This is a genomic window from Gluconobacter sp. Dm-62, assembly GCF_018256155.1.
Lineage (GTDB): Bacteria > Pseudomonadota > Alphaproteobacteria > Acetobacterales > Acetobacteraceae > Gluconobacter.
In genome coordinates, this window is sequence record NZ_JAERLY010000004.1 from 79,891 (window position 1) to 105,586 (window position 25,696).

Annotated in this window: 24 protein-coding genes; 15 read left to right on the forward strand and 9 right to left on the reverse strand. The window is 59.7% G+C overall.

Annotated elements, in window-relative coordinates:
* Window positions 1-68 precede the first annotated feature (68 nt).
* Window positions 69-677 carry a superoxide dismutase gene (locus JK202_RS06370; protein ID WP_211559345.1) on the forward strand — a complete coding sequence of 203 codons (609 nt, stop codon included), beginning with the start codon at window positions 69-71 and terminating at the stop codon, window positions 675-677.
* A gap of 87 nt (window positions 678-764) precedes the next feature.
* On the opposite strand, the gene yajC is transcribed toward JK202_RS06370, so the two are convergent.
* Window positions 765-1,109, reverse strand: coding sequence for a preprotein translocase subunit YajC (gene yajC / locus JK202_RS06375; protein WP_099285371.1), 345 nt, complete (start codon window positions 1,107-1,109; stop codon window positions 765-767).
* A gap of 119 nt (window positions 1,110-1,228) precedes the next feature.
* Between yajC and JK202_RS06380 the strand changes: the two genes are divergently transcribed.
* Complete coding sequence (locus JK202_RS06380; protein ID WP_211559347.1) at window positions 1,229-2,107, forward strand: ATP-binding protein; 879 nt, start codon at window positions 1,229-1,231, stop codon at window positions 2,105-2,107.
* Window positions 2,108-2,172: 65 nt separating this feature from the next.
* Window positions 2,173-2,619, forward strand: coding sequence for a hypothetical protein (locus JK202_RS06385; protein ID WP_211559349.1), 447 nt, complete (start codon window positions 2,173-2,175; stop codon window positions 2,617-2,619).
* 42 nt (window positions 2,620-2,661) lie between these two features.
* On the opposite strand, the gene JK202_RS06390 is transcribed toward JK202_RS06385, so the two are convergent.
* Window positions 2,662-5,088: a TonB-dependent receptor domain-containing protein gene (locus JK202_RS06390; protein ID WP_211559351.1), complete on the reverse strand. Its 2,427-nt coding sequence runs from the start codon at window positions 5,086-5,088 to the stop codon at window positions 2,662-2,664.
* Between the two features lie 392 nt (window positions 5,089-5,480).
* Here JK202_RS06390 and JK202_RS06395 point away from each other — a divergent pair, with 392 nt between their 5' ends.
* A complete protein-coding gene (locus JK202_RS06395) occupies window positions 5,481-6,515 on the forward strand; it encodes a Rieske 2Fe-2S domain-containing protein (RefSeq protein ID WP_249199762.1) in 1,035 nt (344 codons plus the stop codon).
* Between the two features lies 1 nt (window position 6,516).
* Entirely contained in the window at window positions 6,517-7,524 is a 1,008-nt protein-coding gene (locus JK202_RS06400) for a bifunctional GNAT family N-acetyltransferase/(deoxy)nucleoside triphosphate pyrophosphohydrolase (protein ID WP_211559355.1), read from the forward strand.
* On the opposite strand, the gene JK202_RS06405 is transcribed toward JK202_RS06400, so the two are convergent.
* A complete protein-coding gene (locus JK202_RS06405; RefSeq protein ID WP_211559357.1) occupies window positions 7,521-8,411 on the reverse strand; it encodes an SMP-30/gluconolactonase/LRE family protein in 891 nt (296 codons plus the stop codon). The two genes, JK202_RS06400 and JK202_RS06405, sit on opposite strands and share 4 nt — an antisense overlap.
* A gap of 99 nt (window positions 8,412-8,510) precedes the next feature.
* Here JK202_RS06405 and JK202_RS06410 point away from each other — a divergent pair, with 99 nt between their 5' ends.
* Window positions 8,511-9,281, forward strand: a complete 771-nt coding sequence (locus tag JK202_RS06410) for a molybdopterin-binding protein (protein WP_211559359.1) — start codon at window positions 8,511-8,513, stop codon at window positions 9,279-9,281.
* Between the two features lie 44 nt (window positions 9,282-9,325).
* On the opposite strand, the gene JK202_RS06415 is transcribed toward JK202_RS06410, so the two are convergent.
* From JK202_RS06415 to JK202_RS06425, 3 genes are all read right to left on the reverse strand, one after another.
* Complete coding sequence (locus JK202_RS06415) at window positions 9,326-10,300, reverse strand: acetyl-CoA carboxylase carboxyltransferase subunit alpha (RefSeq protein WP_211559361.1); 975 nt, start codon at window positions 10,298-10,300, stop codon at window positions 9,326-9,328.
* Window positions 10,301-10,363: 63 nt separating this feature from the next.
* The gene (locus JK202_RS06420; protein ID WP_211559364.1) at window positions 10,364-11,299 is read right to left on the reverse strand and encodes a tyrosine recombinase; all 936 of its coding nucleotides are present in this window, start codon (window positions 11,297-11,299) and stop codon (window positions 10,364-10,366) included.
* Between the two features lie 10 nt (window positions 11,300-11,309).
* Complete coding sequence (locus JK202_RS06425; RefSeq protein ID WP_211559365.1) at window positions 11,310-11,711, reverse strand: hypothetical protein; 402 nt, start codon at window positions 11,709-11,711, stop codon at window positions 11,310-11,312.
* A 61-nt stretch (window positions 11,712-11,772) separates the two neighbouring features.
* Here JK202_RS06425 and aroB point away from each other — a divergent pair, with 61 nt between their 5' ends.
* From aroB to mtnK, 8 genes are all read left to right on the forward strand, one after another.
* Window positions 11,773-13,464, forward strand: coding sequence for a 3-dehydroquinate synthase (gene aroB / locus JK202_RS06430; protein WP_211559367.1), 1,692 nt, complete (start codon window positions 11,773-11,775; stop codon window positions 13,462-13,464).
* Between the two features lie 316 nt (window positions 13,465-13,780).
* The gene (locus JK202_RS06435; RefSeq protein WP_062502195.1) at window positions 13,781-14,920 is read left to right on the forward strand and encodes an OmpA family protein; all 1,140 of its coding nucleotides are present in this window, start codon (window positions 13,781-13,783) and stop codon (window positions 14,918-14,920) included.
* A gap of 167 nt (window positions 14,921-15,087) precedes the next feature.
* Window positions 15,088-15,651 carry a GtrA family protein gene (locus JK202_RS06440; protein ID WP_211559369.1) on the forward strand — a complete coding sequence of 188 codons (564 nt, stop codon included), beginning with the start codon at window positions 15,088-15,090 and terminating at the stop codon, window positions 15,649-15,651.
* An 82-nt stretch (window positions 15,652-15,733) separates the two neighbouring features.
* Window positions 15,734-18,373, forward strand: coding sequence for an alanine--tRNA ligase (gene alaS / locus JK202_RS06445; protein ID WP_211559371.1), 2,640 nt, complete (start codon window positions 15,734-15,736; stop codon window positions 18,371-18,373).
* Window positions 18,374-18,490: 117 nt separating this feature from the next.
* Window positions 18,491-19,174 (forward strand): carbonic anhydrase, encoded by a 684-nt coding sequence (locus tag JK202_RS06450; protein ID WP_211559683.1) that lies wholly within the window; start codon window positions 18,491-18,493, stop codon window positions 19,172-19,174.
* A 17-nt stretch (window positions 19,175-19,191) separates the two neighbouring features.
* Window positions 19,192-20,034 (forward strand): endonuclease/exonuclease/phosphatase family protein, encoded by an 843-nt coding sequence (locus tag JK202_RS06455; RefSeq protein WP_211559373.1) that lies wholly within the window; start codon window positions 19,192-19,194, stop codon window positions 20,032-20,034.
* Window positions 20,035-20,105: 71 nt separating this feature from the next.
* Window positions 20,106-20,804 (forward strand): hypothetical protein, encoded by a 699-nt coding sequence (locus JK202_RS06460; protein ID WP_211559375.1) that lies wholly within the window; start codon window positions 20,106-20,108, stop codon window positions 20,802-20,804.
* Window positions 20,801-21,988 (forward strand): S-methyl-5-thioribose kinase, encoded by a 1,188-nt coding sequence (mtnK, locus tag JK202_RS06465; protein ID WP_211559377.1) that lies wholly within the window; start codon window positions 20,801-20,803, stop codon window positions 21,986-21,988. The genes JK202_RS06460 and mtnK overlap by 4 nt, the downstream gene beginning before the upstream one ends.
* A 40-nt stretch (window positions 21,989-22,028) precedes the next feature.
* Here the strand turns inward: mtnK and JK202_RS06470 are convergent, their stop codons facing one another.
* From JK202_RS06470 to rpsD, 3 genes are all read right to left on the reverse strand, one after another.
* A complete protein-coding gene (locus JK202_RS06470; protein ID WP_211559379.1) occupies window positions 22,029-23,576 on the reverse strand; it encodes a peptide chain release factor 3 in 1,548 nt (515 codons plus the stop codon).
* Between the two features lie 183 nt (window positions 23,577-23,759).
* Window positions 23,760-24,038, reverse strand: coding sequence for a hypothetical protein (locus JK202_RS06475; RefSeq protein ID WP_211559381.1), 279 nt, complete (start codon window positions 24,036-24,038; stop codon window positions 23,760-23,762).
* 194 nt (window positions 24,039-24,232) lie between these two features.
* A complete protein-coding gene (gene rpsD / locus JK202_RS06480; protein WP_211559383.1) occupies window positions 24,233-24,850 on the reverse strand; it encodes a 30S ribosomal protein S4 in 618 nt (205 codons plus the stop codon).
* Window positions 24,851-25,216: 366 nt separating this feature from the next.
* On the opposite strand from rpsD, the gene JK202_RS06485 reads away from it, so the two are divergent.
* Window positions 25,217-25,687: a BON domain-containing protein gene (locus JK202_RS06485; protein ID WP_211559385.1), complete on the forward strand. Its 471-nt coding sequence runs from the start codon at window positions 25,217-25,219 to the stop codon at window positions 25,685-25,687.
* The last annotated feature ends 9 nt before the right edge of the window (window positions 25,688-25,696 follow it).

Here is a 25,696-nt window from a genome sequence, read left to right on the forward strand (position 1 = left end):
GAACGATATGCGGGAGCGGCCGTCCCTGAGGACGGTCACCTCGCCTTATTTTGCCAAGGAGTGACATCATGGCTTTCGAACTTCCCCCCCTGCCCTACGCAGAAAACGCTCTTGCCGGTGCCGGCATGTGCCAGGAAACGCTGGAACTGCACCACGACAAGCACCATCAGGCCTATGTCACGGCCCTGAACGGTTTCGTGGAAAGCAAGCCGGAACTGGCTGGCAAGACGCTTGAAGAAATCATCGCGTTCTCCCACGGCAAGCCCGAAATTGCTCCGGTCTTCAACAACGCAGGCCAGCACTGGAACCACATCCTGTTCTGGAAGAACCTGTCTCCGACGGGCGGCAAGATCCCGACCGGTCTGGAAAAGAAGATTGCTGAAGACTTCGGTTCTGTTGAAGAGTTCAAGAAGCTCTTCAAGCAGGCCGCTACGACGCAGTTCGGTTCGGGCTGGGCTTGGCTGGTACTCGACAAGTCCGGCAAGCTTGCCGTGACGAAGACGGCAAACGGCTCCAACCCGCTCGCCGAAGGTCAGGGCAAGACGCTGCTGGGCCTCGACGTCTGGGAGCACGCCTACTACCTCGATTTCCGTAACCGTCGCCCGGACTATGTCACGAACTATCTGGACAAGCTCGCCAACTACGAGTTTGCGGAAGCTGAACTGAAGTCTGCCTGATTCCTTCCCGGATCATCAGGCAAAAAAACGCCCCGTCCGGTTTTCCGGGCGGGGCGTTTTTCATGAACGGGTCTTTTGAAAACCGGTTCAGGAATCGTTGGCAGGCTTTTCGCGGGACGTGATGTTCGTGATCGTGCTGCGGACAATCTTTACACGCACGCCCTGGGCGATCTCGACGTCCACTTCATCGCTGTCATCACGGGTGGCCTGCACGACGCCGACGATGCCGCCTGCCGTTACGATCCGGTCACCACGACGCAGGGAGCCCTGCTCGTCACGCAGTTTACGCGCGCGCTGCTGCTGGGGGCGGATCAACAGGAAATAGAACACCACGAAGATGAAAATCATCGGGGCGAACTGAAGCACCTGCGGATTGGAGAGCAGACCACCACCATCGGCGGCCTGGGCGGAAGAAATGAACAGACTGCTCATGGATGTAAGGGTCCAGTCTTGAGTGAAGCTGGCGGGGACCATATCGTCCGGGGGCTGCCCGTCAAGCACGGCGCCGATGTCTTTTGATCTCAACTCCTTTCGTTCCGGAACCGTTTCCCATGACCGACCATGCCCTGCTCAGTGTTCTCGAACGTATTGCCGACAGTCTGGAACGGATGAGTCCGCCTCCGCCGAACGCGGATATCCTGCACAAACATGACGCCTTTCTGTGGCAGGCCGCGCTGGGCGTGCTGACGCCGGTTGAGAAGGTTTCGGGCGTGCCGTTGTCGCTGCTTCAGGGTGTGAAGCGTCAGATGGATCAGGTCATGGCCAATACGCGGCATTTCGCTGAGGGCTTCAGCGCGAATAATGTCATGCTCTGGGGCGCGCGCGGAATGGGAAAATCCTCGCTCGTGAAAGCGGCCGTTGCGGCTGTGAACGAGGAGCAGAGGACGAAGAGCGGCGGGACACTCGCACTGATCGAGATCCAGCGAGACGAACTTTCATCGCTGCCGAAGCTGCTGGCCGTCCTGCGTACCACGAAACGCCGCTGTATCCTGTTCTGCGATGACCTGTCATTCGAGAGTCAGGATGCGGACTACAAGTCCCTCAAATCCGTGCTTGATGGCGGGATCGGCGGACGTCCGGAAAACGTCCTGATCTATGCGACGTCCAACCGCCGTCACCTGATGCCGCGGGATATGATCGAAAACGAGACGGGCAGTGCGATCAACCCATCGGAAGCCATTGAAGAAAAGGTCTCGCTTTCGGACCGGTTTGGTCTGTGGATTGGGCTTTATGGTGCGACGCAGGACGATTATCTGGCGATCGTTGAGGCTTATGCGACTTATTACAAGCTGCCGATTCCGCGCGATGAACTGCGACGCAAAGCGTTGCAATGGGCGATGGCGCGGGGCAGCCGTTCCGGTCGCGTGGCCTCGCAGTTCATCAGCGATCTGGCTGCGGAACTGGGTATAACTCCCGAACAGGAGGCCTGAATTTTACAGTTGCTTTTGCTCGTACAAGACATTGAAGGCACGAGAATAACAATATGATAATCCTGATGGTGATAATCGCCGCATTCTTTCTGGCCTACGCCGCACCCGATACGCCGGTCGGCAAGATCTGTCGTGATCAGCTTGTGACACGCCCCGGAAGATGGATGAGAGAATTTCCCCACGTTGTGGGTATTCTTGCGCTGGGGACTATTCTGCTTGTGGGTTGTGCCACGTGGTTACTGGGCCAGGATGGTTTTGCCGCAAGCCTACAGATGGCTCCGGATTTTCTCAGTTTCGCCACCAGCTTTGAAGTTATGTCCTTCGTCGAAACAGCGTCCAGCCTTGCGTTCGCGATGCTGCTAACGGGAGCAGGAAAAAATATTCTCGTTCTGCGGCAGTTATTCCGACGCACAGTGAGACGGAGCCGGCGTGTCGTGAGTAAGGCTCGCGCATGTCAGACGGGACGAAATGCCGACGACCCTGACCCGGCAGTTTTGCCAGCTTTCTCCTGACGATGAAGGCAGGCGGCCGAAGCCGCATGCCTTGTCTGTCGGTCAGAACGACGCGCTGATGGTGCCGAAGAATTCGCGGACGGCACCGCGCTCCATGGACTGGTAGTCGCCCACGGCAGGATTGTCGTTCTCACCCATCATGGAGATGTATTTTGTGTTGAACAGGTTATAGACGTTGAAGCTTGCCGTAACGTCCTTGAGAACGCTCACCTTGCCGAAACGGTACTGTGCCCCTGCATTGGCCAGCCAGTATCCGCCGATCGAGGTGTCGTTCATAAAGCTGTAGTAGCGGCGGCTGTAGTAGTTGGCATCGAAATGCGCCGTCATGCCTTTCCAGCTATAGGCCACGGATGTTTTGTACATCCATGCCGGATAGTTGACGATATTCTTGCCAGCAAGCGCGTAATAACCGCCGACCGTATCGACATTCCGGTCGTAGGTGCCCTTGTTGTAGCTTAGGTTGTTGCTGATGCTCAGGCCGTCGATCGGGGTGATGGTGATGTCGCCATTGGCACCCGTCATGGAAATATGCCCGAAATCGATGACCTGCGAGACCGGATTGGTCAGGGAGCCAACAGCCGCGGCCAGGATCGGGTGGATCAGGCTGGCGTGATAGACGGTCGCATTCACCTGAAGAAGCTTCGACGAATAGCGATAGCCTCCGAGATAGACCCAGGCCTTTGAGGGCTCGAGGGACTTCTTCTGGGCCTGGAACGTGGCCTGATCCTGCACGGAATAGACCGAGTTCGCGACGCCATAGGCCGAGACCTCATAGGCGCGCATGTTCTCGGCCACGTCCACATAGATCTCGTGATGGCGGTTGATGTGCCAGTCCAGATTGACGTGCGGCAGGAAGGCCTGCGAGGCCGTTAGGGAACCGTTGGGCAGCGCATCCGCGCCGGTCCAGTCGGCGTTATTATACTGTGCGCCACCGGATGTCGTGGCGGTCATGGACTTGAAGCCCGCATGCAGAGTCAGGCCTTCGGCAAGCTGGATGCTGTCCTGAAGGTGGAACTGCATGACGTTGGTAGTCCACTGGAAATTATAGCCTTCCAGGAAGGCTGGACCATACACGTCATAGGGACCAACGGCCTTGAGTGGTGCGCCCTGCCCCAGAAGCGGCTGCTGATAATTGAACAGTCCTGCCTGCTGGTTATTGTTTTCGTACCAGACGCCACCCTCAAAGGTATGGCGGCCCCATTTGTAACGCAGGCTGGTATCGAGACCGTAACGCTCCTGACGGTTTTGCCAGACTTCTTCGGAGAACGGAGCACCGTTCGGCGAGGGATCGTCCGAGTCCGTATAGCTGTAATATCCGGTCTGGCTGTGACCGTAGATCGTAGTGTTCCAGGTCAGGTGATCGGTCAGGGCGAGGTCAAAATGCAGGCCGCCCATGTAGTTGGTTTCGGACTGGCCACCATCATACATGGCGATGTTGGAACCATCGATTCCGGGCACGTTGCCATAACCCGCGGGCAGCGGACTTGTGCCGTTGGCGATGCCGTAAGCCAGACCGTAATTCGGATAGAGATGCGGGGTACGCCAGCCGAGGTTCTTCAGGATCCCGATGGACGTATCCGGATAGTTCCACTGGGCCAGGCTGGACCAGTTGAAGAAGGCCGACATGCGGCTGCGTTCATTGATCGGCTGGACGAGCTTGGCATCGACCTGCTGCATGAACTGGTCACCGCCGCCCATCCACATGCCTTCATCGGTGCGGGCATAAGACGTGTAGAGCTTCGTGCCGGTCTGGTTCAGCTTGCCGGAATCCAGACGGACATAGGTACGGTAAGAACCGTAGCTGCCGAAAGACTGGCTGACCTTGCCGCCACGCTTGTCGTCAGGGTCAGCAGAGCCGATCTGGATCGTTCCGCCCAGCGTGTTCATGGACGGCAATTCAACCGAACCCGCACCCTGCGACATGCGCATGGACTGGATGTCGTCGGGAATGATCGCGGAAGCGAGGCTCATGCCGCTGACGGACTGGTAGGTCTGATCGTTCAGGGGGACGCCATCCACCGTGACGCCCATCTGGTTCATGAAGAACCCGCGGACGTAAAGATTGGCGCCGAAGCTGTCGATGCCGAACGGATCGGTGGAGGTGAAACTCACGCCCGGCGTACGGTCCAGCATCTTGTATGCGCTGGTTCCGGGAACATACTGGCGCATGATGGCTTTGGAGACCGCCTGCTCGGCATCGCGGCCGGTCAGCTGGCGGCCGGTAACGGCGACGCTCTCTGTCGCGCGGGATTCCAGCGCCTCGGCCTTGGGGCGCGCAGAGCGACTGGGCATTTTCCCTGAGGCTGCGGCTGGTACAGCTTTGCCAGCATGACGCGTAGCGGCATGAGCATGGGCCGGGACCCGCGCCGTATCATCGGCTGCCGGAAGAGGCTGGTGACCCGCAGCCAGGGCTGACTGGCGGACTGCAAACAGTGCGATGGAGGAAAGAAGCAGAGATCTGGTTCGCACCGTGGCCGAAACTCCGGAAGATGGGTTTTGTGAACTTTGGGAAGCGGTCTCCTAAACGTGCCTGCACGCCCCGCAAAGCGCCAGCATTGCTAGATGATGTTTCAATGACACGAAAACGGTGGTTTTTATGCTGCATGTTGCGGGAAAGACGCGTTCCTTAAGTGACGAATGATCTCTTCCTGTGGTGGGGCTTTGCCTGTTAGGCTCGTTCTCAACAAGACGACGTCCCAGTTTCATCACGGATCAGGATACTCATGTCGCAGACTCTTTCTGCCTCTTCTGCTGCTGCCGAAAGCACACCTCCGGACACGGATCGGGTGATTGACCCGAATATTGGTGAATATTCACCAGTCGAAGATGTGATCCGAAAGACTGGCGATCTACGGCGCGTCATGTCCAATCCCGATTACTGGTATCCGGTGGCCTGGTCGCGCGAACTCAAACGCGGCAAGACCATCGGCACGCGCTATGCCGGACAGCCGATTGCGCTCGTACGCCCGATGGATGGCAGCGTGTTCGCACTGGAAGACCGCTGTGCGCACCGTCAGGTCCCGCTCAGCCTTGGCAAAGTCAGTGGTGAAGCGGTCCAGTGCTGTTACCACGGATGGGCCTATGGCCGTTCCGGACGCTGCATCGACGTGCCGTATCTGGGCAAGGGCAAGCTGCCGAACGGCGTGCGGACCTATCCGTGCCGCGAGGAAGGCGGACTGATCTTCATTTTCCCCGGCGATCCCGCAAAAGCCGAGAGCACTCCGTTTCCGCAACTGGGGTCGGTAGGCAATCCCGAATACAAGACCCGCCGCTTCGGTGAGACAGTCGCCTGCCACTACAGTTTCATGCATGAGAACCTGATGGATATGAACCATCAGTTCATGCACATGAAGCAGATGGGCCAGATGAAACCCCGCTTCCTTGGCGGCAAAGATGAGCCTGCACTTGTCGAGGCGCGCTACAGCTTTGCACGCACTGGCGGCAAGCAGCCCTGGGGCGAGACGTTCATTTTCGGCGAGCGGCGCGATACGAGCGAGAAATTCGCCCATAAAGACGTCATGACAATCCGAACGGAATATCCGTACCAGACGCTGCGTATCGCAACAGGGGACGAGCCACCGGTCATGGATCTGTGGATCGTCTATGTGCCGCAGGATGCGGAACAGAAGACCTGTCGCGTGTTCGGATTGCTGTCGATCCGTCGCCCGAAGGCGAAGCTTGTTCTGGACGTTGCCTGGCCGTTCCTCATTGCGTTCACCGAGCGGATCTTCAAGGAGGACCGGGATATCGTGGAGCTGGAACAGGCCGCGTGGAACGAACAGGGGGCTGACCGCAATCAGGAAGTTTTCCCGGTGATCAACATGCTGCGCCGTCTTCTGGCACGGTGTGGCGTTCCGACGGACCAGCCCGCAGGCCAGCAGGTTTCATCGTCCTGACATGACACCAGAACTCAAGGCAGGGAGCCTTGTACTACGCTCCCTGCAACTCGACGACGCTCCAGCAGTCCATCGTCTCATCAATGACTGGAGCGTCGTACGGATGCTCAGTCGTCTCCCCTTCCCCTATCCGCGGGATCTGGCGGAGCAGTGGATTGAGTCTACCCGCCAGGACAGTGCACAGGGCAATGCGCATCATTTTGCCATTACGCGTGACGGATCGCTTCTGGGCGCGATTGCGCTGGTGCTGTCCGATGATCGACGCTCAGGATCGCTCGGATACTGGCTGGCCCCGACGGCATGGGGACAGGGCCTGACGACGCAGGCAGGACGTCGCGTCGTGGAGTGGGGACTTACGGTCCTGCGGCTGGAAAAGATTACGGCTGACGCCGCGCAGGACAATGTGGCCTCGGCGGCAGTTCTGGGAAAGCTTGGTTTTGCGAAGGTGGGAACATCCACCCGGCGCTTCGTCTCGCGCGGACAGGACTGCCCGATTGATCTATTCGAACTGCCGCGCGCTTCGTTCCTTGCGAAGACGCAAGAGCCGTTTGAAGCTCCTCCACCACTCCCTGCCGAGGTCATTCCAGTCGTCGCGGAACAGCCAAAGCCCCGGACCTTGCTGGTCGTGGCCGCTGCCCTGCTTGATGCGCAGGGGCGGATTCTTCTCGCAAAACGTCCGGAGGGGAAGCGTCTTGCGGGACTGTGGGAATTTCCGGGCGGTAAGGTCGAACGCGACGAAACGCCTGAACAGGCGCTGGTCCGGGAAATGCGCGAGGAGCTGGGGGTTGATCTGACGGGGGCCTGTCTGGCGCCGTTCACATTCGTCAGCGAGAACGCGGGACCGTTTCATCTGCTGATGCCGCTCTATGTCGTGCGGCGCTGGCGGGGCGTTCCTACCCCGCGCGAGGGCCAGACGCTGCAATGGGTCGCGGCCGCCGATCTGGGCCGCTTCCCTATGCCGGATCCAGACCTTCCGCTGATTCCGCTTTTGCAGGAACTCTTAGGTTAGTTCAGGCGGAAGACCTGCTGCGGAGCACCCGCAACATCTGTACGGAACGCAAACAGTGAACCGGCCTGCGGTTCTTTTGCCAATGTCTCCGCATCCAGCCCCTTGCGAGCCGTCGTTACGAATACTGTCCTGAGATCATCGCCCCCAAAGGCAACTTTCGTAACGTTCGAGACCGGCATGGGGATGGGCGGAAGTTCCGTTCCGTCCGGCTTGAAACGCGCCACGCGCCCACCACCCCAGGTTCCGCACCAGACTGTCCCTTCGCTGTCGGTGACGATCCCGTCCGGATAGCCATGATCCAGCCGGGCGAACACACGCTCATTGGCCAGTTCACCGTTTGCGTCTATGTCAAAGGCGTAGATCGTCTGCTCCGGGCTGTCGCAGACATACAGGACCTTGCCACACGGCGAGACGGCCGGGCCGTTTGAAACGGTATAACCTTCGTCGTGATGGGTGATATCGAGCTTCTCACCGTCATGCACGATCCTGTAGATTGACCCTGAAGGGTTTTCCTCACCGTCATCCATGGTTCCGAACCAGATGCGGCCCTGCGGATCAACACAGCCGTCATTGAGGCGGTTGCGGGGCTTTTCGGCCTCTACAATCGTATGGCCTGAAAAATCACCCGTCTGCGGATCAAAACGCCGCAGGCCGTCCGGCATACCAGCGAGGAACACACCATCCGCAGCGGGGAGCAGAAACGCCACGCGGTCAGGAGCGGACCAGGTCCGGTGCGCTCCCGTCTCGGGCGTGAAACGGTGAATTTTTGCTTCCAGAATATCAACGAAATAAAGGGATTTTTCGCTGGCGATCCAGACTGGCCCTTCCCCAAGTGTTGCACGCAGATCCAGGAGACATTCGGGCTGTTGAAACGGAAGGCTGGTCATGTTTTCTCCTGATGAAAACGAAAGTTCAGGGCGGGTTTGTCCTCGACAACGCGGGGTGACCCGTTACGTTCTGTGGCGAAGACTATCAGGAGCGGACACATGCTTCAAAAAACTGCCTGTTTTCTCGTCATTGGCAACGAGATTCTCTCGGGCCGCACACAGGACGCCAATACGCGCGTTCTGGCTCAGGCGCTCAATGCGCAGGGGATCCGGCTCATGGAAGTCAGGGTCATTCCCGATATCGAAGACTGGATCATCCGGACTGTCCAAGAGTGCAGTTCGGCATTCGATGTCGTCTTCACGTCCGGCGGGATCGGCCCAACGCATGATGACATCACGGCCGAATGCGTCGCCACGGCCATGGGCGCGCCACTGGTTCGGCATGAAGAAAGCTTCCGGTTGCTGGAAGCGGCATTGGGGGCGGATCGCTTCAATGCGGCCCGCCAACGCATGGCCTATCTGCCGGAAGGCTCCACACCGATCCTTAACACGGTCTCCGTGGCGCCCGGTTTCAGCATCGGCAATGTGCATGTGATGGCCGGGGTTCCGTCGATCTTTGCGTCAATGGTGGGCTGGCTGGTGCCTCAGATGGAAAAAGGTGCGCCCCTCGTTTCCGCAAGCTGGCACGCCGCCGGGCTGAAGGAAGGCGATTTCGCGTCCGATCTGGCGACGTTGCAGAAAAATTTTCCGACGATCGATCTCGGGTCTTATCCCTACCACCTGCCGGAGGGTGCAAGCGGCGTGGCCCTCGTCGCCAAGGGTTATGACACTGCACTCGTGGGAAAAGCCGCACAGGCGATCCATGATCTCATCATGGCGCATGGGCGCGAGCCCCTGTCGGGTGAGCCTCCGCACAAACAGACAGCCTGAAAAAACAAACGCCGCTGCACGAAGCAGCGGCTTTCATAAAGACCTCAATGAAGAGGTGTGCGGGTCATGGACAGGAACTTGTCCCGGCGCTTCTGGATCAGCGCCGGTCCCGTCAGGCCCTTGAGAGAGCCGAGCTCTTCGGAAATCGCGTTCCCGATCGCCTTGACGGCCTCTTCCGGTGCGCGCTGTGCGCCCCCGATAGGCTCAGGAACGATCCGGTCGATCACGCCAAGGGATTGAAGGTCCTGCGCGGTGAGCTTGAGGGCTTCCGCTGCGGCCGGAGCCAACTTCGGGTCGCGCCACAGAATGGACGCAGCCGCTTCCGGCGAGATCACGGAATAGATCGAATGCTCGAGCATCAGGATGCGGTCGCCCGCACCGATGGCGATGGCGCCGCCCGATCCACCCTCACCGATCACGGTCACGATCAGCGGCACGGGAGCCTTGAGGCAGACGTCGATCGACTTCGCGATGGCCTGGGCCTGTCCACGCGCTTCGGCGTCGATTCCGGGCCAGGCACCAGCGGTGTCGATGAAGCTCAGAACCGGCAAGCCAAAACGCCCGGCCATTTCGATCAGGCGTTGCGCCTTGCGATAGCCTTCGGGGCGGGCCATGCCGAAATTGTGCTTCAGGCGCGTCTCGGTGTCGTGACCGCGCTCGGTGCCGACGACAACGACGGGCTCACCACGAAAGCGGGCCAGACCACCGATCATGGCGTCATCGTCACCGAAGGCGCGATCACCCGCCAGCGGCGTGTAGTCGGTTGTCAGCAGACGAACATAATCCAGAGCCTTGGGCCGCTGGGCGTGACGGGCCACCTGCACTTTCTGCAGCGGCGTCAGCTTGGCGTAAGTCGAGCGGAGCTGCTTGTCGGCCTTGTCGGACAGACGGGCAATCTCGTCATCGATATTAATGCCGCTGGTGCCGGAGTCCTTGCCCTGGCTGCCCATCTGGCGGAGTTCGTCGATCTTGGTCTCGAGTTCGGCGACCGACTTCTCGAAATCTAGGAATTGGCGCATGGCCAGCCCGATAGCACGACTGCGCCTCCGGAAACAGTCCCTGCGATATGCGGAATGATCTGCTCAGTTCCCGTCCGCCGGGGCCGCTGCTTTCTGCGCAAGCGGATGATGCGCCGCCACGGCCTGTCTCAGGCGTTCAGACATGACCTGCGTATAGATCTGGGTCGTGGCGATATCCGCGTGTCCGAGCAGCATCTGAAGTGCTCGCAGATCGGCCCCATGCGACAACAGGTGGCTCGCGAAAGAGTGCCGCAGAACATGCGGACTGACGCGGTCAGGGTCCAGACCGGCCTTGAGGGCACAGGCGAGCAGGATCTTGTCGAATCCCTGCCGTGTGAGAGATTTTTGCGGATTGCGTCCCGGAAAAAGCCATGGGCTACCAAGATCGCGATCAAAATGAACAAGCTGGTCAGCGGCCTCACGAGCGTTGCGTGACAAAGGCACCAGCCGCTCCCGCCCCCCTTTGCCCCGCACCAACAGCATCGGACCACGAACATGCACGCAGGTCGCCGGAAGCGCCAGCAGTTCGGAAATACGCAAACCGGTTGTGTAAAGCAGTTCCAGCGCGGCCCGGGATACAATGTCCCGGCGTTCGTTTTCATGACCGCGCGTACCGGTTTCCAATAAAAGCCGGATTTCCCCCTCGTCCAGCGGTCTGGGAAGAGAGGACGCTATTCTCGGAGCCTGCTGGCGTTCGGTAGGATCGTCCTGACGTACCGACTCGAGCATCAGAAAACGGTAGAACTGGCGCAGACAGGACAGGCGACGTGCGGCTGTCCGGGCTGCCAGCCCTGCGCGGGACAGCTCAGCCAGATAGGACTGTACCTGATCTGCCTGGACTTCAGACAAGACTACGGGCGCGCAGTGAGCTGCAAAATCCGCCAGATCCGAAGCATAGGCCTGCCGGGTTTTCAGTGCTGCGCCACGCTCGGCAGCGAGCATTTCAAGAAAGGCCTCGACATATCTGTCGCCGCCTCGGACGTCACTGCCACGAGACATGCTGGATGGATCAGTGAGCCGGAGCCGGTGCAACAGGAGCGGCCGCTGGCATTGGCTGTGTCGGCGCAGCCTTTGGCGCGGGCATTGTCGGCAGCGGTGTCGAAGGCGTCAGCGTAGCAGCAGGGGCCGCAGGGACCGGGGCGGCAGACGTGGCGACAGGAGCCGAGGCTGGGGCTGCCGATTGGGTAGGCTGTGCCATAGGAACAGGCGGCATGGCGGGCAGTGCCGCCTGCGGAGCTGAAGAGGCAGCAAAAGCGGCCCCTGACAGATCCTTGTGAACCATGGTCTGAGCCGGAGGCGTTGCGGTCATGCCCAGACGCAGAAACGCTCCGCCAGCACCCAGCACAAGAAGGATGGCGACAGCCCCGCCAATCAGCGGCAGGCGGGAAAAGGAACGGTCGATATTAGCCATGACAATACGGTCTCGAAGTGAGGGCAGGACGTGTTCCTTCTCCTATGATACGTAGCAGGGCATGTCACGCCTGCCTTTCCCCCTTTCAGCCAAGCCAGAACCCTTTTTCTCTCCCGATGGCACACCGTTGCGGACGGTCGTGCTCGTCGGGATGATGGGCGCTGGGAAAACCACCATCGGGCGCCGTCTTGCCCAGATATGCGGGCTGCCCTTCGTGGACGCCGATATCGAGATCGAAAGGGCGGCGGGCTGTTCGATTCCCGAAATTTTTGCCCGACATGGCGAAGCATCGTTCCGGGACGGTGAGCGCCGCGTTATCCAGCGACTCCTTGACGGACCGCCCTGTATCCTTGCTACGGGCGGTGGCGCCTGGATGGATGCCCAGACCCGGCGGCTCGTACGCCGACACGCCGTCTCGATCTGGTTGCGCGCTCCGGTGCATGTTCTGGTCAGGCGGGTTGCTGGCCGTGCGGGACGCCCCCTTCTTGCGCAGGGACGGCCTGATGAGGTTCTGGAGCGTCTGGTCGGCGTGCGCTACCCCGTCTACGCCGAGGCGGATATCATTGTAGATTGTGGAGACGAAACCGTGGAACAGGGCGTGCAGCGCGTGCGGGAAGTTCTGGGCGAATACCGCAGACCGGAGGCGGTTCACGTCTCGCTCAGCCACCACAGCTACGATGTGCTGATCGGACCGGACCTCATTTCCCGTGCCGGTGCGTGGCTTGCCCCCCACCTGCCTCAGAAGCGCGTCGTCGTCATCACAGATCAAACAGTGGCTGAACTGCATCTGCCACGACTTTTGGCCTCTTTTGAGGAAACCGGCATCCGCGCGGACGTTATTTCGGTTCCAGGCGGGGAAGAAAGCAAATCCCTCTCCTGCTACGGGGATGTCATGAACCGGCTGCTCTCCACCGGAATCGAACGCAAAACGACCATCGTGGCGCTCGGTGGCGGAGTCGTAGGCGATCTGGCCGGGTTCGTCGCGGCGACTGCCCTGCGTGGATTGCCGTTCGTACAGATCCCGACAACCCTTCTGTCTCAGGTAGACAGCAGCGTTGGCGGCAAAACCGGGATCAATGCGGCAGCCGGCAAGAACCTGATCGGCGCGTTCCATCAACCCATCGCGGTTCTCGCCGACAGTTCCGCCCTTGCCACCCTGCCTCGCCGGCAGCGCGTTGCGGGATATGCCGAAATCGTCAAATCCGGCCTGATCGCCGATCCGGAGCTGTTCGCCTGGTGCGAAGCACATGGGCAAGACGTTCTGGAAGGCGATCCAGCCGCGCTCGTGGAAGCCGTACGTCGGGCGTGCGCCTTCAAGGCGGCGGTCGTAGCCGCTGACGAAAAGGAACAGGCTTCCGTTGGCGGGCGCGCGCTCCTCAATCTGGGACATACGTTCGGACATGCTCTGGAAGCAGAGCTGGAATATGACGGACGTCTTTTACATGGTGAAGGTGTTTCGATCGGCATTCATCTGGCCATGGCGCTCTCGGTGGAACTTGGCTACGCCCCAGTTGAGGACCTGCTTCGACTGGACCGTCACCTGCGCAGCCTGGGCATGCCAGTCAGCTTTGACTGGTTCAGAGACTCGTTCTCGGCCGACATACTTCTGCACCACATGACTCGGGACAAGAAGATGCAGGACGGGAAGGTTGCTTTCGTTCTTCTGCGCGGAATTGGAAAAGCCTTCTCAACCCGGGAAATTCCCTCAGAAACAGTGCGTAATCTGCTCATTCGCGAGGGTTGCCGTCCGTGATGATTGTTAAAATTCCGTCACATCCTAGCTAAACGCCTGTTTTACCTCAATTTTTGCATAGCTGCTTTCCATGCTCGGCTCTGGCTTCTCAAGGAACCATGAGCTAAGGCAACGTGGACGCGAGGCGTAGTTCGTGAAGCGGGCGAAATGGACTGTGGCTTTTATGTCACTCCCCTACCCCGAGTAGAGTTGGAAGACCCTGACTGGCTTTGTCCCGGGGAACTCTGAGCTCTATATGCGCTTATGCATCGCGCTGGGTCCGTTGGTTAAAGCATTTTCCAACGGCTCGAACGTTAGTCACTAAGAGGACGAAAACATGCGTCTCCGCACGGCACTCCTTGCCATGACGTCGATGGTCGCCGCACCATCGCTTGCCATGGCCAGCACGATCACCGGTCCCTATGTCGACCTCGGTGGTGGGTACAATCTGGTCCAGAACCAGCACGGTCACTTCTCGCCGACGACACAGGCTGATGGCACGAGCAGCAATGCTGGTTCCCGCTCCCAGTACCGTCACCATGACGGCTTCACCGGTTTCGGTGCATTCGGCTGGGGCTTCGGCAATGGTCTGCGCGTTGAAGTCGAGGGTCTGTACAACTACTCTCAGCTCAACCATCGCAACCACACGGCAGCCACGGGTTCCACCCGCGGTTCCGACCAGGCCTATGGCGGCCTCGTCAACGTTCTGTATGACATCGATCTCGCCAACTTCGGCCTGAACGTTCCTGTCACGCCGTTCGTTGGTGTTGGCGCTGGCTACCTGTGGCAGCACTACAACCCGACCACGACCCAGTACGACAACGGCAATGTGACCCGCATGGGCGGAACGCAGGGCAGCTTCGCGTACCAGGGCATCGTCGGTGCAGCCTACGACATCCCGAATGTCCCGGGCCTGGCCGTCACGACCGAATACCGTTTCATCGGCCAGACCTTCGCCGATGGTCCGTATCGCGCCACGTCCTACAATGCTTCCGGCATTCACAAGGGCAACGTGAACTTCGACCAGCGCTTCTCGCACCAGTTCATCCTGGGCCTGCGCTATGCTTTCGACACGGCTCCCCCGCCGCCGCCGCCGGCTCCAGTCATCGTTCCGCCTGCTCCGACGCCGGCTCGCACGTATCTCGTGTTCTTCGACTGGGACAAGTCTGACCTGACGGGCCGCGCCCGTGAGATCGTTGCCCAGGCAGCCCAGGCTTCCACGCACGTCCAGACGACGCGCATCGAAGTCAACGGCTACACGGATAACTCCGCTGCTCACCCGGGTCCCCGCGGCGAGAAGTACAACCTGGGTCTGTCCAACCGTCGCGCTTCGAGCGTGAAGGCTGAGCTGATCCGTGACGGTGTCCCGGCTGCCGCCATCGACATCCACGGCTATGGCGAGTCCAAGCCGCTGGTTCCGACCGGCCCGAACACCCGCGAGCCGCAGAACCGTCGCGTCGAGATCATCCTGAAGTAATTCAGACATGATCTGACGCCGGGTCTTCGACTTCGGTTTCTGAGAAAGGCGTCCTTCGGGGCGCCTTTTTCTTTGAACAGACATTACGCTGAAAACGAAACTCCTCTTGCGGGTGCCGTTCACCACACGCTAGAGCCAGCCGTCCCGACACTCCGGAGAACTGTTCCTTGCGACGCAGCCGTATTTTCTATCCGCGCAGCCGCCCGGAAATCATCGATCAATTTCTGCGTTTCGGAACAGTCGGCGCCCTTGGGTTTCTTGTGGACTGGGGAACAGTTTCCCTCCTGCGAGATCCAGCAGGCCTGATCGCGGCAACCCTGATTGCCTATTTCGTTGCGGCAACCGGGAACTGGTGTCTCAACCGTTTCTGGACGTTCCGGCTATCCGCAGCTGAAAATCAGCACATGCTTCTGCAATGGTTGCGCTTCCTGTTGGCCAATTCGTTCGGATTTCTTCTCAATCGCGGCATGGTATTCCTGCTTTACGCCACGGTACCACTCACCGCGCACTATCCCGGCCTTGCTCTTGCTGCGGGTGCTCTCTGCGGCATGATCGCGAATTTCAATCTTTCACGACGCCTTGTTTTCCGGGCGCAGACACCTGAAACACCGCTGGAACTGGTTCAGATGGCTGTCGAAATCCCCGCTGCCGGCCTGAGCGCTCCGGAACCCGAACCGAACCTTTCGGGCATACAGGACGATAGTGTCCGGCTGCATGACCGCAATGACTGAGGGCTGCATTTCCAAGGCGCCCACAATAGTCTAGGACGAACAGATTATTTCCCTGTCTTCCCGGAACTGACGCTCCCTTATCATGACCAGCACCAACGATATCAGATCGGCCTTTCTCGAATACTTCGGTTCGCAGGGCCACCGCATCGTTCCATCGGCATCTCTCGTGCCTCAGAACGACCCGACACTGCTGTTCACCAACGCTGGCATGGTGCCGTTCAAGAACGTCTTCACTGGCCAGGAAACACGCCCCTATTCTCGTGCCACCACGGCTCAGAAGGTGGTGCGCGCAGGCGGCAAGCACAATGACCTCGACAACGTCGGGTACACGGCGCGCCATCACACGTTCTTTGAAATGATGGGAAATTTCAGCTTCGGGGATTACTTCAAGCCTGAAGCCATCGAGTTTGCCTGGACGCTGCTGACGCGCGATTTCGGTCTTCCGAAGGACAAGCTGCTCGCCACCGTCTATGCGGAAGACGAGGACGCAGCCGATCTGTGGAAGAAAATCGCCGGCCTGTCCGACGACCGGATCATCCGTATCGGCACGTCCGACAATTTCTGGCGCATGGGTGATACGGGGCCGTGTGGGCCGTGTTCTGAAATTTTCTACGATCATGGCGACAGCGTTTTTGGTGGACCGCCGGGAAGCCCGGATGAGGATGGCGACCGCTTCGTCGAGATCTGGAACCTCGTGTTCATGCAGTTCCTCGATCAGGCAGACGGCACCCGCGATTCCCTGCCCCGGCCTTCGATCGACACAGGAATGGGGCTGGAGCGTTTTGCTGCAATCATGCAGGGCAAGCGCGACAACTATGATACCGACACGATGCGCGCGCTCATTGAGGCGTCTGCCGATGTGATGCATCAGGACCCGGACGGCCCCTTCAAGTCCAGCCACCGTGTTGTCGCCGACCACCTGCGCTCTACAGCGTTCCTGATCGCGGACGGCGTGCTGCCCGCTAAGGACGGACGCGGCTATGTGCTACGCCGGATCATGCGTCGCGCCATGCGCCATCTGCACATGATGGGCGCCAAAGAGCCTGTATTCTATCGCCTGCTCCCGGCGCTGATTCAGCAGATGGGCGCTGCCTATCCGGAACTGGTTCAGCATCAGACGCTGATCGCACAGACGATGAAGGGCGAAGAAGAACGCTTCACGGCCCTTCTGGAGCGTGGCCTCACACTTCTGTCCGACGAACTGGACCGTCTGGATGATCAGGCCGCCCTTCCCGGCGATGTGGCGTTCAAGCTTTATGACACGTTCGGTTTCCCGCTCGACCTGACGCAGGACGCGCTGCGCGAAAAAGGCCGCACGGTTGACGAAACCGGCTTCGAAACCGCCATGGCCGAACAGCGCAAGCGCGCACGTGCAGCTTGGGTTGGCTCGGGTGATACGGCAGCCGAGACGGTCTGGTTTGATGCACGGGACAAGCATGGCCCCAGCGAGTTCCTGGGCTATGTGTCGGAAAAGGCCGATGCGGAAGTTCAGGGCATTTTCCGCGGCAATGACGAGCTGGCTTCAGCCCCTGCCGGAGACGACACGGTTGCGATCCTGCTGAACCAGACGCCGTTCTATGGCGAAAGCGGCGGTCAGGTGGGCGACCATGGAACGCTGACGGGGCCGGGCGTACGCGTCGAAATTACCGACACGCAGAAGCGCAATGGCGATCTGATCGTGCATTACGGCAAGGTTGTCGAAGGTACGCTCAAGCCGGGCATGGCAGTTCACGCCGAAATCGATCATGCGCGTCGCACGGCCGTTCGTGGTCATCATTCCGCAACGCATCTTCTGCATGAAGCGCTGCGTCGCCAGATTGGCACCCATGTGGCGCAGAAGGGCAGCTTAAATGCCCCGGAGCGTCTGCGCTTTGACATCAGCCAGCCGCGCCCGCTGACGGATGAGGAACTGGCGGCGGTCGAAGCCGAGGTCAATGCCCGCATCCGGGAGAACGCACCGGTCGAGACGCGTCTGATGACGCAGGACGAGGCCGTGGCAGAAGGCGCTATGGCGCTGTTCGGCGAGAAATATGGCGATGAGGTCCGTGTAGTCTCGATGGGCAAGGGCGACGATGATCGTGCGGCCTATTCGATCGAACTGTGCGGCGGCACCCATGTGGGTCGCGTCGGCGAGATCGGGCCGTTCCGGATCGTCTCGGAGAGCGGTGTCTCGGCTGGCGTACGCCGCATCGAGGCCGTCTGTGGTCTTGCTGCGGAATCGCTGGCGCTGGAGACGGAAAGCCGCCTGAAACAGATTGCGGAGCTGCTCAAGGTTCCTGTCACCGATGCGGCGTCCCGCGTTGCGGCACTACTGGAAGAGCGCAAGTCCCTAACGTCCCAGGTTTCGGACCTTCAGCGTAAGCTGGCGACCGGCGAAGGCGCCAGCGCGACGGAAAGCATCAACGGCATAACGCTCTCGGCGCGTGATCTGGGCGATGTCAGCCCGAAGGAACTCAAGGGTCTGGCGGAGAGCATTTCCCAGCAGATCGGCTCCGGTGTCGTGGCGCTCATGTCCAATGCCGATGGTCGTGGCAGTATTGTGATTGCCGTCACGAAGGATCTGACGGACCGTCTGGATGCCGTGAAGCTGGTCCGGGAAGCTTCGGCCCTGATGGGCGGAAAAGGTGGCGGTGGACGGCCGGACATGGCCCAGGCTGGTGGCCCGAATGCAGATTCGGACGTGGTGTTTGCAATGCTGCGCACGACATTGGCAACGGCGTAACCAACCGCATCATGGTATGTCAGGGCAGTGACAAAGCGTGGGACCGCCGGAATCATGCTTTACCTGCCCTGACAAAGCCTTCTAACTGCCCGGTAGTTCAAGATGAAGGAGAACACCATGGCCTGTGGTCGTGATACTCTGGCGAAACTGCTGGGCGGCGTCCGGAAATTCGAAACGGACGTTTATCCCGAGAGTGCGGAACTGTTTGAGAGCCTGGCCTCCAGCCAGTCCCCTTCTACTCTGTTCATTACCTGCGCCGACAGCCGGATCAGCCCCAGTCTCATTACCCAGACTGAGCCGGGCGAACTCTTCATTGTGCGCAATGTCGGCAACATTGTGCCGGCTTATGGCGAGATGCTGGGTGGTGTGTCATCCGCGATCGAATATGCGGTCGGTGCGCTCAAGGTAAAGAACGTCATCATCTGCGGTCACTCCAACTGCGGCGCCATGGGTGCACTGATGGACCTGAACTCGCCCAAGCTCGACAGCCTGCCGACGGTCAAGAGCTGGATGCGTCACGGTGAAGCCGCACGCGCTGCTCTGGGCGATCTGAAGGCCGAGGACGCAGGGCCGGAAGACATCCGCTCCCTCGCTGAATACAATGTCATGCTGCAGCTCGTGCATCTCCGCACGCATCCGGCTGTCGTGCGGGCGCTGGCGCAGGGCGAACTCAAGCTCCAGGGCTGGTTCTACGACATTCCCAAGGGCGAGATCCTCATCCTTGACGAAGGAACGCGCAAGACCCGCACTGTCGAGAGCGTTCTTGAGGAAATGTGCGCTACTGAAGGACAGGCAGCCTGAGGCAGGCTGTTGCCCCCATGCTGGCCAGTCTTTTTTGGGCTGGCAGCATGGGGGCTGTTTCTGCTCACACGCTTAAACTCTCGACCTGGAACATGGACTGGCTGACACTGCGGCCGTCCGGAGATCCGGCTCTGCCCGACGACGTGCCAGGGGGCGAGCATCGCGATTTTTCGAAACTTGCCGCTTACGCCCGACATCTGGATGCGGATGTCGTGGCTTTTGAAGAAGTGGATGGTCCGACCCCCGCTTCCCGTATTTTCAGTCCCAGAACCTATCAGATCATCCTCACGCCCGATCCAGTCGTGCAGCGGGTTGGCGTGGCTGTGCGGCGCGATCTGCATGTAACGGTGAATGAGGAACTATCGGCTCTCAATGTGGCCGGACCCGACGCACCACATCAGTTACGCGGAGGCCTGGATGTCACGGTCAGCGATGGTATTGCGAACCTGCGCCTTCTGGTTGTGCATCTGAAGACGGGATGCTGGGATCAGCCACTGAACCAGCGCCAGCATTCCTGCCCTACCCTGTATCAGCAGGTCCGCATTATGCGGGACTGGATGCTGGAGCGACAGGATGAAGGGGAAGCCTATGCGGTTCTGGGCGACTTCAACCGGCGCCTGACGCCACATGATCCTCTGATGCAGCAGATCGAGGCCGAAGCGCCCGTCACGCTCACGACAGCCGGCAGGGCCAGTCCGTGCTGGGGCGGGGAATACTTCATCGATCACATTCTGCTGGGAAATGCTGCTCGGGACTGGCTTGTGCCAGACAGTCTGCGGGTTATGACCTATAAAAATGATACAGTGCCTGCGGGACTGTCAGATCACTGTCCGGTTTCAGTCCGGTTTGAGATGCCCTGACGGGACGTTGCAGGATCTAATATTCCGGTCCATGAGAGAGCCTCTTCCCGCTGTTTGGTCCGGAGCGTCAGATGCCCTTTTCACGATCAGAATGGCCTGTGACGACCCTGCCCCCCGGGGTCGGCGTGCGGGTCGGGCGTTCCATGCCAACTCTGTCACCCGAAATCGAAGCCAGTGTGACATCGCACTGGAATGCAGCTCTCGCCAGACATCCCACGCTCTATAACGGGCGTGTTTTCTGTGCAGATGCGATCAGGGCCGAGGTCATTACCGGACACTGGTCGGAGTACAGACGTGTACTGGCCCAGATGCGCGAACCTGACCTTTATGGGTCTGACATATTACGGCCGCTGGCAGTCGTCGGGCTGCTGCGAACGACAGATGGGATCGTGATCGGGCAGCGTTCAGAAAAATCCATCTACTTACCGAGCTACTGGCAGGGTGCTCCGGCGGGGAATGTGGAAAGCCGTGATGGCGAGGCGGAGATCGATCTGGCGGCCCAGCTTCTGGCAGAATGTCAGGAAGAACTGGGTCTCACGGGTGCGGACTGTCTGGTTGGGAACTGTCTTCTGGCCTGTGAGCACCCACGGACACATATCGTGGATATCGGCATGGACATCTCAACCACACTGAATTTCGAAGCCTTGCAGGACCGTTGCCAGCGGCTTGGCAATGCGGAGTATCAGGCCCTGAAGCTGCTTCAGCCTGACACGCAAATACCAGAACTGCTCGTTCCAACACTGTTTGCCATGCTGGAGCAAAGCCGATGACCTACCGCATTCTCGATGCCTCAGCCCTGCAAAACTGGCTGGTAGAACGGCCTGACCTTTCAGGCCGTCTGGGAAGCCCAGCTGCCGAGTGGACCATTCGCGAAGTCAGTGATGGAAATCTCAATACGGTGTTTCTGATAAGCGGCCCGGCGGGGGCATTGTGCTGCAAGCAGGCGCTTCCCCATGTGCGCGTGGCGCCGGACTGGCCAATGCCTCTGGAGCGGGCGCTCTATGAATCGCGCTACATGCGGGCCGTGGCGCCTGCCGTTACAGGGCTGATGCCAGAGCTTTTTGCTTACGATGCAGACCTCTTCCTGCTCGTCATGGAATGTCTGACGGAGCATGAGGTTCTGCGCTCGGCCCTGATTGCGGATCGGGCGAGGCCGGGATTTTCTACTGTCATCGGGTCTTATGTCGCCCGGACTGTTCAGGCCACGGGCTGGGTCAGCCAGCCCTTCGAGACAGGGGCACATCTGCTCGAGCAGTTTTCCGGCAATACTGCCCTCACCCGTATCACGGTCGATCTGATCCTCACCGACCCGTATCGCGTCTGTGACCGGAATCCAGAGCCGGAAACAGGCCTGCGGGATGACGTCAAAGCTCTCCAGAACGATCAGGTCCTGCATCGGGCTGTAGGCCGGCTTCAGGACCGGTTTCTGACTGCCCGACAGGCCTTGCTACACGGAGATCTGCATACGGGTTCCATCATGCTGGATGATGGGGATGTGCGCGTCATTGACGGTGAATTCGCGACGATGGGACCCATCGGCTTTGATTGCGGGCTGTATCTGGGTAATCTCGCACTGCATCTCTGTGCAGCTCCGCACAAGGCGGCGGCACTTCGAGCAGAGATGCTGGCGTTCTGGCAGAGCTTTTCTACAGAAATGCGCTCCAGCCTTCGAAATGGCACCGGTGATCAGTGGACGCTGTCAGGGTCCGATATGCGGCAGGAACTCATTGAAGTGTTTCTGAGCGAAGTTCTGCATGATACGGCCGGGTTCTGCGGACTGGAAATGATCCGTCGAACGGTCGGCTTTGCCCAGGTTGCGGATTATGGCCTGTGCCACACGGAAGAAGCCCGTCTCCTCGCACGGCAGAAAGCGCTTCAGATCGGGCGCACACTGATTGTGGAAGGCGCGTCGCTAAGATCCTTCAATGCCCTTCTTTCCCTGATGGGACTGTAAGAAAAAACCCCGCTCCTCACAGAAGCGGGGTTTTTCCGTTTCAGACCGACGCCATGCCGATCTGCTTGATGTCATGGAACGCGAGATCAGGGTTCATCTCGATGGTCCGGCGCATCATGAAGGATGACGTTGCGAGGAAAACCGGGTCGCCATCCAGATCGTCGGCCATGGCGGAGCGGTTCAGGTCCTGAAACGCCTCGATCTTGGCACGATCCCCGGTGATCCAACGTGCCAGAGAATAGGGGGTGCTCTCAAAGCCGATAGACACCCCGTACTCGCCCTGAAGCCGTGACTGAAGTACGTCGAGCTGAAGCGTTCCGACCACGCCCACGATCGGCGACAGACCATCCTGCGGGCGGAAAAGCTGAACAACGCCTTCTTCCGCAAGCTCGACCAGAGCCTGACGCAGCTTCTTGGCCTTCATCGCGTCATCGAGACGGACACGACGCAGAATTTCGGGCGCGAAGTGCGGAACGCCGGTGAAGCGCAGGTCTTCGCTTTCGCTCAGCGTATCGCCAATGCGTAGCGTGCCGTGGTTCGGAATACCGACGACGTCGCCACCAAACGCCTCTTCGGCAAGCTGGCGGTCACGGGCAAAGAAGAACTGCGGCGTGTGCAGGGCGAACTGCTTGCCGGTCCGGACATGCTTCAGACGCATTCCGCGGGTCAGACGACCGGAACAGACGCGGGCGAACGCCATGCGATCGCGGTGGTTCGGGTCCATGTTCGCCTGGATCTTGAAAACCAGCGCCGTGACCTGATCCTCATTCGCCTTCACTTCCCGGGTCTCGGTCTGCTGCGCACGCGGCGCGGGACCGTAGGCGACGAGCGCATCAAGCAGGTCCGTGACGCCGATTTCCTTCATGGCCGAGCCGAAGAACACCGGGGACAGATGGCCTGCATCGAAGGACTCGCGATCGAACTCGGGCAGAGCGGCTTCGGCAAGCTCGACTTCTTCACGCATCTGGATGATGCGGGGATCGTCCTCACCGACGGGTTCTTTGGTGTGCACTTCCTGCGTGCGCAGATCGTAAGTCCCGATGAATTTTGCCGCACGTCCGATCGGCCAGGTGGCCGGAGACGTATCAAGAGCCAGCGTGTTGCCGATTTCATCGAGCAGCGAAAAACAGTCCTGCGCCTCACGGTCCATCTTGTTGATGAAGGTGACGATGGGAATGTCGCGCAGACGGCAGATCTCGAACAGCTTGCGGGTCCGGTCCTCGATACCCTTGGCGGCGTCGATGACCATGACCGCGCAGTCCACGGCCGTCAGGGTGCGGTAAGTGTCTTCGGAAAAGTCTTCATGGCCCGGCGTGTCGAGCAGGTTGAAGACGCAGTCGCCATATTCGAAGGTCATGACCGAGGTCACGACGGAAATGCCACGATCGCGCTCAATCCCCATCCAGTCGGACTTGGTCCGGCGACGCTCACCCTTGGCGCGGACATTGCCCGCCATCTGAATGGCACCGCCCGCACGCAGGATACGTTCCGTCAGGGTCGTCTTACCGGCGTCCGGATGAGAGATGATTGCAAACGTACGCCGACGAGCGATCTCGCGGGTGATTTCAGCGCTCTGCGCCTCTGACATGATGCCTCCGATGACAACAGAAATCCGGGAGAAGTCCGGGGCTGGTCCCTTCACAGTGTCCGGGATCAGATAACACGTCTGACAGCAGCAGAGGACACCCGGAAAGAAGCTTTCCGTTGGGAGGCGCAATTTGGAGAAGCGGGCTTTTTCCGTCAAGGGACAAAGGCGTTCTTCCCGTGGCGATTACCAGTGAAATCCGAGCGTATGGCCGGTCAGACTGCGGACGACATTGCGCACGGAGTCCACGGTCTTTCCTGCTGTTGTGCGCTCCATCACGGGCGGAATGATACGACAGCGCCGAGGCGTCCAGACAATGCTGCCATCCTTGCAGCGGACGGGTCGCGGCCCTGGCGGCGGGGGATGATAATGCATGTCAGGTGCGATGAAGGTATTGATGCCTCGCGCCTGGGCCGAGCAGGCAAGACCGGCACAGATCACAAATACGCTCAGCCCGACACGCATGGATACCTGTTCCCGATCATTCCGATACTGTACGAATCACTCGTTAACAGTGTGTTACATCGGAAGTGGGAGCCAGGCAAACCTGGAAGATTTTTCCAGTCTCTGAGGCAGAACGAAAAAAAATGCCGGATGGGCGAACCCATCCGGCATTTTTCGATCGCTTTCTGACCCGGACCGTAAGGCCCGGGATCGGATTAGCGGGAGTAGAACTCGACAACCAGGTTCGGTTCCATCTGCACCGGGTACGGCACATCCGTAAGAACCGGGGTACGCAGGAACGTGCCCTTCATCTGGCGGTGATCGACGTCAACGTATTCCGGCGTGTCGCGCTCACCCGTCTGAACAGCGTCAAGCACAATGGCGAGCTGCTTGGAGGAGTCACGAACCTCGATGACGTCGCCTTCCTTCACGAGGTAGGACGGAATGTTCACCTTCTTGCCGTTGACCGTAACGTGGCCGTGGCTGATGAACTGACGCGATGCGAACGGCGTGATCGCGAACTTCAGACGGTACACAACGGCATCCAGACGACGCTCGAGCAGACCAATCAGGTTCTCGGACGTATCGCCCTTGCGACGGACGGCTTCGTCATAATACTTGCGGAACTGCTTCTCGCTGATGTTGCCGTAGTAGCCCTTGAGCTTCTGCTTGGCCATCAGCTGGATGGAGAAGTCGGACGGCTTCTGCTTGCGACGCTGACCGTGCTGGCCGGGGCCGTATTCACGACGGTTGACCGGGGACTTGGCACGGCCCCACAGATTGACGCCGAGGCGACGGTTGATCTTGTACTTGCTCTCAAGACGCTTTGACATGGGTTAACCCCTGTACTCATCAGAACCGCCCCATGCTGCATGGCGGTCCGTTTTGTTGTGCCGGTAGGCCCTTTCCCGGATTGGAAAGAGCGGGCGCGCACCCAGATGCCGGGCCAGCGGGATTGCAGAATCCCGCACTGATGGACCGGCCGGTACGTCCACGTTTCCGGCTGTGCCGTCGCGCCTACAGGAGTCCCCGGGCGGGGTCAATCAAAACCTGCTTGCATGCCCGGTCATTTTCTTGCAGTGGGGGCCAGGAAGTTGCGCAACCACTTCAACTCCGGCTGCGCTAACTGTCCGGAACTCTCCTTCGCTTTTTTCCGAGCACTCCTGAAGGGGAGCAACACGCTTTTTCGAGTTTCCAGTATGAAAATCTATCGCTTCAATCCCAAGGCCGGCCGTATCGGCGAAGGTTCCCTCGAAGGACTGGTGCAGTCCCTTGATGCGCCCCTGCCCCCCAAGCCCGGGGAGAGCGTCATCAAGCGTGCCTTCAAGAGATTCGGCCTCGCCCAGATGCACATGTCCCATCTGGTGATCGACGACCGCACGATCTATCTGCGCGGCAAGGCGGACAGCGCCAAGGAACGCGACCAGATGATCCTGGCAGCCGGTAACGTCGCTGGCGTTTCAGCGGTCGAGGCCGAGATCGCCGTTCCGGCCGGAACGCCCGACCCCGAGTTCCTGGAGATCAAGACCAGCAAGACGCTGGACGAAGTCGCCGACAAGCTGCCGCAGGATGTCACGGGCGACGAGCTGCTTGATGCCAATCAGCCGCTTGTCACATCCAAGGATGACATTTATCCGGGTCAGACCATCCGCCTGCCCACTGAAAACTGATCTGTTTGC

Bases quoted from the DNA above. Each gene is read 5' to 3' on its own strand.
- JK202_RS06370 (WP_211559345.1), top strand. From the start codon at position 69: ATGGCTTTCGAACTTCCCCCCCTGCCCTACGCAGAAAACGCTCTTGCC.
- yajC (WP_099285371.1), bottom strand. From the start codon at position 1,109: ATGAGCAGTCTGTTCATTTCTTCCGCCCAGGCCGCCGATGGTGGTGGT.
- JK202_RS06380 (WP_211559347.1), top strand. From the start codon at position 1,229: ATGACCGACCATGCCCTGCTCAGTGTTCTCGAACGTATTGCCGACAGT.
- JK202_RS06385 (WP_211559349.1), top strand. From the start codon at position 2,173: ATGGTGATAATCGCCGCATTCTTTCTGGCCTACGCCGCACCCGATACG.
- JK202_RS06395 (WP_249199762.1), top strand. From the start codon at position 5,481: ATGTCCAATCCCGATTACTGGTATCCGGTGGCCTGGTCGCGCGAACTC.
- JK202_RS06400 (WP_211559355.1), top strand. From the start codon at position 6,517: ATGACACCAGAACTCAAGGCAGGGAGCCTTGTACTACGCTCCCTGCAA.
- JK202_RS06405 (WP_211559357.1), bottom strand. From the start codon at position 8,411: ATGACCAGCCTTCCGTTTCAACAGCCCGAATGTCTCCTGGATCTGCGT.
- JK202_RS06410 (WP_211559359.1), top strand. From the start codon at position 8,511: ATGCTTCAAAAAACTGCCTGTTTTCTCGTCATTGGCAACGAGATTCTC.
- JK202_RS06415 (WP_211559361.1), bottom strand. From the start codon at position 10,300: ATGCGCCAATTCCTAGATTTCGAGAAGTCGGTCGCCGAACTCGAGACC.
- JK202_RS06420 (WP_211559364.1), bottom strand. From the start codon at position 11,299: ATGTCTCGTGGCAGTGACGTCCGAGGCGGCGACAGATATGTCGAGGCC.
- JK202_RS06425 (WP_211559365.1), bottom strand. From the start codon at position 11,711: ATGGCTAATATCGACCGTTCCTTTTCCCGCCTGCCGCTGATTGGCGGG.
- aroB (WP_211559367.1), top strand. From the start codon at position 11,773: ATGTCACGCCTGCCTTTCCCCCTTTCAGCCAAGCCAGAACCCTTTTTC.
- JK202_RS06435 (WP_062502195.1), top strand. From the start codon at position 13,781: ATGCGTCTCCGCACGGCACTCCTTGCCATGACGTCGATGGTCGCCGCA.
- alaS (WP_211559371.1), top strand. From the start codon at position 15,734: ATGACCAGCACCAACGATATCAGATCGGCCTTTCTCGAATACTTCGGT.
- JK202_RS06450 (WP_211559683.1), top strand. From the start codon at position 18,491: ATGGCCTGTGGTCGTGATACTCTGGCGAAACTGCTGGGCGGCGTCCGG.
- JK202_RS06455 (WP_211559373.1), top strand. From the start codon at position 19,192: ATGCTGGCCAGTCTTTTTTGGGCTGGCAGCATGGGGGCTGTTTCTGCT.
- JK202_RS06460 (WP_211559375.1), top strand. From the start codon at position 20,106: ATGCCCTTTTCACGATCAGAATGGCCTGTGACGACCCTGCCCCCCGGG.
- mtnK (WP_211559377.1), top strand. From the start codon at position 20,801: ATGACCTACCGCATTCTCGATGCCTCAGCCCTGCAAAACTGGCTGGTA.
- JK202_RS06470 (WP_211559379.1), bottom strand. From the start codon at position 23,576: ATGTCAGAGGCGCAGAGCGCTGAAATCACCCGCGAGATCGCTCGTCGG.
- JK202_RS06475 (WP_211559381.1), bottom strand. From the start codon at position 24,038: ATGCGTGTCGGGCTGAGCGTATTTGTGATCTGTGCCGGTCTTGCCTGC.
- rpsD (WP_211559383.1), bottom strand. From the start codon at position 24,850: ATGTCAAAGCGTCTTGAGAGCAAGTACAAGATCAACCGTCGCCTCGGC.
- JK202_RS06485 (WP_211559385.1), top strand. From the start codon at position 25,217: ATGAAAATCTATCGCTTCAATCCCAAGGCCGGCCGTATCGGCGAAGGT.